Raw genomic sequence first — 6000 nt, forward strand, 5'->3', positions numbered from 1 at the left:
GTAGTATTCATTATGCTCCGAAGGAATCGAATAGAGAATGGCAGGCTAAACATACGTGAGCTTGCTTACTCATACAACACTGGTTGAACTAAATAAATGAATAGTCACTTTTCAGTAACCCAACCTTTGCACCTGTCGACCACAAGCTAAACTAATACCACGTCATGAAAACAAAGGACTCCCATGAACAATCATCATCGTATTATTTCCTATGCTTTGGCACTCATCGCATCGAGTCCAATATCCTCTGCTTTTGCATGGCAAGTAGAGAAGATCACCGACGGACTCGTGATCCCTTGGGGGTTGGCTTATATCAACGATAACTCCATGCTAGTAACAGAAAAAGCTGGCGTCATTAAACAGGTTGATTTAAAGACGGGTGAGCAAAGCACACTGTTCAGGCTGCCCAATGTTTGGGCGAAAGGCCAAGGTGGTCTGTTGGATATCGCGCTCTCCCCTTTTGAAAACGAAAAGTTCTACGTCACTTACAGTAAAGAAGTCGATGGTGAAGGCTTAACGACACTGGCTTCTGCTAATTACAGCAATAATGAAGTTACCAATTGGACAGACGTGTTTGTATCTAAATCCAGAACGGACACTGGGCGTCACTTTGGCAGCCGTATCACCTTTGATGATAGCCACCTGTATTTTTCAATCGGCGACCGTGGTGATCGAGACAACGGCCAAGACACCATGACTCACGCCGGATCAATATTACGATTGAATGCTGATGGAAGCACACCAAGCGATAACCCGTTCTCGGATAACAGCAAGGTACTCAATGAGATTTGGAGCTATGGCCATCGTAATCCACAAGGCTTGTATTACGACTTCCCAACCCAGAAGCTGTGGTCGATTGAACACGGCCCGCGAGGTGGTGACGAAATCAACCTAATTAAAGCAGGTGCCAACTATGGATGGCCAGTCACCTCACACGGTAAAGAGTACTGGGGGCCAATTAGCGTAGGCGAGTCTGAAACTAAGGATGGCATTGAAGCGCCTAAAAAAGTCTACGTTCCTTCAATCGCTCCGGGCAGCTTGATTGTTTACCAAGGTGACAAATACCCAGAGTTGAAAGGAAAGCTGCTGGCCGGCGCGCTTAAACTTACCCACATCAATATTGTGACAGTCAATGGACAAGGTGAAACAATTAAAGAGGAACGTATTTTAGAAGATTTAGGCGAGAGGATAAGAGACATTGAAACTTCACCAAGCGGCGACATCTTTTTCAGTACCGATAATGGCAACCTGTATCGCTTGAAAAAGTAGTCAAAAGCTCGTTCCAATAGACACATGATGCTTACCGTGAGATTTATAAATGTAAGCCGTTAAAATTGGGGCCAGGCACCAATTAGCGGCTTAATAATTTGGAAAATAAATGTGCCAAAACAGTGCAATTACTCCAAATTCGTCATCAATTTCGACCACCTTTTTCACAAAAACGACAACAAATCACCATACAACTGTAACTCCATGATATTTAAGGAATGCAAAGTTTGACTACCCCCAAGTTTCTGCAACCTTTCACTATGGATTCGATTGACTATCCCCTAATTTGATTTAGACTTCATCTCGGCTAGAAAGAAAGTTCTTTGTATATAAACATTTCGTTGGATTACTAGTAACCCCGTTGTGTTGTACGCAATAGCAATAAACTTTTCCGCGCTATCAGTGCCACAATTGGCTCAAAATAAAAATTTAATTTTAGGATATCATCATGTCTAACACAGTTACTGGTAAAGTAAAATGGTTCAACGAAACTAAAGGCTTCGGCTTCATCGAGCAAGAAAACGGCCCAGACGTATTTGCACACTTCTCTGCAATCACAGGCGATGGTTTCAAAACTCTTGCTGAAGGCCAACAAGTTGAGTTCACTGTATCTCAAGGTCAAAAAGGCCCACAAGCTGACAGTATCAAAGTACTTTAATTTAGTATTTTAAAGCTTTCTAAAAATAGCCAGCCTCTGCTGGCTATTTTTTTACCCGCTATTCAGAGATTTAAGGTAGTTAGTTCTATTCAACGTTTTCGCGAACGTGAAAACATTCTTAGAAGCAACACCTATCCTGTATGAAATGAAACTCATCGGTAAATCAGAGAAACGAACAAGGCGCCCTACTACCGATGAAATAGACTTGTTGAAAGAAGCACTAGAAGAACGCGAGCAGCGCAGAGAAAACAAAATCCCCTACTCGATGCTTCTAGACTTCAGCATCCTGAGTTGTATGAGAGTAAGTGAAGTGTGTGGTATTCGGTGGGAAGACTTAAACGAAGAACTTAAAACAGTGATCGTACGTGACCGAAAAGACCCACGTAAGAAAGAAGGCAACCATATGGTCGTTCCTCTACTTGGTGAAGCATTCGATATTGTAATGAAGCAAGAGCGTAAGGGAGAGTTGATATTTCCTTACAACCCACGCTCAGTTGGTCGAGGCTTTGTTGAAGTGTGTCAAAAGGTTGGGATTGATAACCTACGCTATCATGACCTACGCCGTGAAGGTGCAAGCCGCTTGTTCGAGAAAGGCTTTACCATTGAGGAGGTTGCAGGTTGCTCAGGTAACTGGTCATAGAAACCTAAACACATTGTGGCAAGTTTACACCCAGCTGTTTCCACATAAATTGCATGAGAAATTCACCTGAGTCCATTGTCTGTATCTCTAAACGAACAAATATTCTATCTTTAAAATGTACACTGTATTACACTCACTAATGTTGCATCGACTTATTAATTAATATTTAAGACGAAATTTAGGAAAAAACAATGAAAGCATATCATACCTACAGCGCAGTTGACGTTGCGTTTAGCTTGCTCAAACATGCAGCAGAGCAAGGTAGATACTTCACTAATTTGCAGCTACAAAAATTAACTTACGTCTGCCATGGGTTATCATTGTCACACTTCCATAGACCATTAATCACTGATGATGTCTTTGCTTGGCAGTATGGTCCTGTAGTACCCTCTGTATACTTTCGCTTCAAATCATATGGCTCAAGTGCTATCCAAGAACATATGGACATTGTGCTAGACGGCGATAGTGAAGCGATTGTAAAAGACGTAGTCGCTAAGCTTGGACACCTTTCAGGACCGCAATTGGTTGAACTCACTCACAGAGAGGGAAGCCCTTGGAGTAAGGTCTGGGATGGTAGTCAAAATAAAGTTATCCCTGATTACGTAATTCAAAACCATTACCAACAAATTCAACAGTCAGGACATACAAGTAGCCTGTGAGTGAAAATAATCAAAGTGTCGTCAGTTTCAGGATTGACGACACGCCCTCAGCGAAACAATCAGCCAAAAACTTCCACGATGACTTTTCTCTAGATTTTCATGAATTCCTCGAACAATCAGCAAAAGAAACTGTCGAAGACTTAGACTTTAGCAATAAATCTGTACAAAAAGCAGGACGCAAGCTACGTAAGAGAGAAGGTGATTTAAAACAAGCTACTTCTGTTATCCAAACCTTCCGAACTGCTCATGAAAAACCTCTAAATACAATTGCTTACCTTATTGGTCGTTGTTGCAGGGAGTATAATATCCCTGTAAAACCAGTAAAGCGCCTCAAACGTCTAGAAACTATCATTGACAAATTACAACGCAAATCTTTGGATGGTAAAAAACTTAATCAGACCTGTGTTACTAATATGAATGATATTGGTGGGTGCCGAACTATTTTTCCTGACATGACATCGCTTAACCTGATTCAAAACAAACTAACAGAGACCTTGAAAGGTGAAAATCGGGTAAGAATAAAAGACATTGACGACTACATCACTTCACCGAAAGAAAACGACTGTGGTTATCGAAGCCTCCATATTATTTATCAGTATGAGCATGCCTCCGGGAAAAAATTCAAGATTGAAGCACAACTTCGAACGAGGCTACAACACATATGGGCAACAACGGTTGAGATAATCGATATCCTTGAGTCCACTAATATCAAAACTCACTCCCATGCTCCCGATAAAGATAAAACCAACAAGCAAATTAAATGGGAAAAACTACTCGCACTGATGAGCCAACACATTGCTGATACCGAAGGAGCAATAACACTAACAGCTAGTCAGAAATTAAGTAACGCTTTGCAACTACAAGAACTCAATGATGAGCTATGCGCGGTCACACGCCTCACCTCATTCAAAATGATGTCTGAAAATATTGAAGCTGATCCTAAAGTGACTAAAGGTCATGTATTACTGGTAGTAAATGAGTTTTCAATGGAGGTTGCTGTTCAAAAGGTATTCGAAAACCAAGCGCAAGCAACATCGGTATATAACGAAATGGAAAGAATAGTCGGCAGCATCAATGGAATCAGCACATTATTGGTGTCCACACAGAATCTAGGAGATCTTGCCGACGCCTACCCAAATTACATTGGCGACTGCGCTTCATTCATTGAGGTCCTTTGCCAAGCCAAAAACTACAAAAAATAATCCCGTTATGCGCCTATAAGTCACATGAACGCAAGATATGAAAAAGGAGCCTATAGGCTCCTTTTTATTAAGCTCAACGCAGTGGTATTATTAGTCTCTCCCCCCAGTCTATAAACCACCAGGTTTATTTTTTTTACCAGGCTTTGAAGGTTCTATTGTCTGATCTTCCTCAGAAGATTGTATGCCTTGTTGAATTTCAGCTTCGAGCTCATCCAAGGACTTTTGTTCATCAGGATTAGTAAAAAACGTATTTTCCTGACTAGGGTCGTTAAGATCGCGAGGCTCCAGACATGAAGATACTTTACAATAGAGACAATTAGCTTTGAACTTACAAGTGCTGCTTTTAGAGAGCTTCTTTTCTAACAGCAACTCTGACATAGTATCTTTGCAGTTAGGACATTCATATGTGATATTACCGAAGTCATCTTCTTCGATATTCTTAAATGTATCCATTCTTCTATACCTTTCAAATTTATTTTTTTCGATTAATTACTTTTTTCTACGTGACACCAAAGCTTGTCGCACAGTTCGGGAAAGCTCATCAGTTAGCATCCATTCTTCAGGATGACTATTCATATAGCGCACAGCCTCTTTACAAAAAGTGACTTTGTCACGAATTGTGCCCGTATTGCTTGTCCTTGAGCTTTTCAAGCCCTAAGGGCTTATCGACACACCGATACCATTTGTTTTCTTTGTGTTTCTTTCTAAACCAAACTTAATCGATTTACCGCTACGCCTCTTGCATTAATCCCTTATTTTCAAGAAGCTTTTGCTTACTCTGCTCAAGCAGTTTCGTACTGTTTTGTTCATCCATTTGATAAACCTTGTCATTAACCTCAATACTAGGTTGGTCACTTAACAACAAATCGCTAGACTTCGCTAATTTTTTCAATGAGCGGTTAATACTATCCTGCATATCATCTACATTATAGCCTTCCTGCTGTAACTTTTTGCTCAGCTCAAACATTGAATCCAACGTTTCTACTTTCTCTTTTATCTCAACAATTTCTTTATTTGCTGGATAGTTTTCGATGTAGTAGGTCGAGCTCACTCCTATTACGGTCGTAAGAATACCAACAATTAGCGGGTTGCCAGAAATACGAGCAAGCAAACTTCCATCTTCAATATGTTCAATAATGATTGGATAATCGGATAAGGATATATTGAACAAATTACTTAGTTCAGCATACATATCATCCAAAGCAATCAATTTAATACCAAACTGCTTCAACGATGGGACATTGGCTAAATACAATTCAAGCTGCAAAACGTTCTCTTCTAGATGTGGAGACAAGTAACCTTCTAGAATAGTATTGAGGGCTCTTTGCAAATCTTTATATGCCCTTGTTACGTGCATGCTCTTAAACGAAAGTTGATAAGCTAGCTCCATCTTGTAACGGACACGATAGTTCTCATGAGCGGTTATAAATTCATCTACACACTGGAGAAAACTACTAAGCTGCACAGACAAACAAGGCCTCGACTCAGTATGGCTTGTTTCAATGAGAGATTCTAAGTGGCTTTGTTGCGTAATTAAATTTAAAGATAGAACAACCCCGTTTCGCGTATTTC

General features: G+C 40.5%; 6 protein-coding genes and 1 pseudogene. 5 read left to right on the forward strand and 2 right to left on the reverse strand.

The window, feature by feature from the left end; all coding sequences use genetic code 11:
- Positions 1-183 precede the first annotated feature (183 nt).
- From AB6D07_RS19735 to AB6D07_RS19755, 5 genes and pseudogenes are all read left to right on the forward strand, one after another.
- Entirely contained in the window at positions 184-1269 is a 1086-nt protein-coding gene (locus tag AB6D07_RS19735; RefSeq protein WP_017103739.1) for a PQQ-dependent sugar dehydrogenase, read from the forward strand.
- Positions 1270-1717: 448 nt separating this feature from the next.
- Positions 1718-1927, forward strand: a complete 210-nt coding sequence (locus tag AB6D07_RS19740; RefSeq protein ID WP_004731543.1) for a cold-shock protein — start codon at positions 1718-1720, stop codon at positions 1925-1927.
- Positions 1928-2012: 85 nt separating this feature from the next.
- Positions 2013-2637: pseudogene (locus AB6D07_RS19745) on the forward strand (site-specific integrase); the annotation flags it as partial.
- 121 nt (positions 2638-2758) lie between these two features.
- Positions 2759-3226, forward strand: coding sequence for a Panacea domain-containing protein (locus AB6D07_RS19750; protein ID WP_017104181.1), 468 nt, complete (start codon positions 2759-2761; stop codon positions 3224-3226).
- Positions 3223-4428, forward strand: coding sequence for a RelA/SpoT domain-containing protein (locus AB6D07_RS19755; protein ID WP_017104182.1), 1206 nt, complete (start codon positions 3223-3225; stop codon positions 4426-4428). The genes AB6D07_RS19750 and AB6D07_RS19755 overlap by 4 nt, the downstream gene beginning before the upstream one ends.
- A gap of 108 nt (positions 4429-4536) precedes the next feature.
- Here AB6D07_RS19755 and AB6D07_RS19760 read toward each other — a convergent pair whose 3' ends face one another.
- Together AB6D07_RS19760 and AB6D07_RS19765 are read right to left on the reverse strand one after the other, a co-directional pair.
- Positions 4537-4881 (reverse strand): hypothetical protein, encoded by a 345-nt coding sequence (locus AB6D07_RS19760; RefSeq protein WP_017104183.1) that lies wholly within the window; start codon positions 4879-4881, stop codon positions 4537-4539.
- A gap of 277 nt (positions 4882-5158) precedes the next feature.
- On the reverse strand, positions 5159-6000 hold an 842-nt coding region (locus AB6D07_RS19765; RefSeq protein ID WP_372140745.1), incomplete at its 5' end, for a hypothetical protein.

Source organism: Vibrio sp. 10N.239.312.C11 (genome assembly GCF_041466065.1).
Lineage (GTDB): Bacteria > Pseudomonadota > Gammaproteobacteria > Enterobacterales > Vibrionaceae > Vibrio > Vibrio tasmaniensis_A.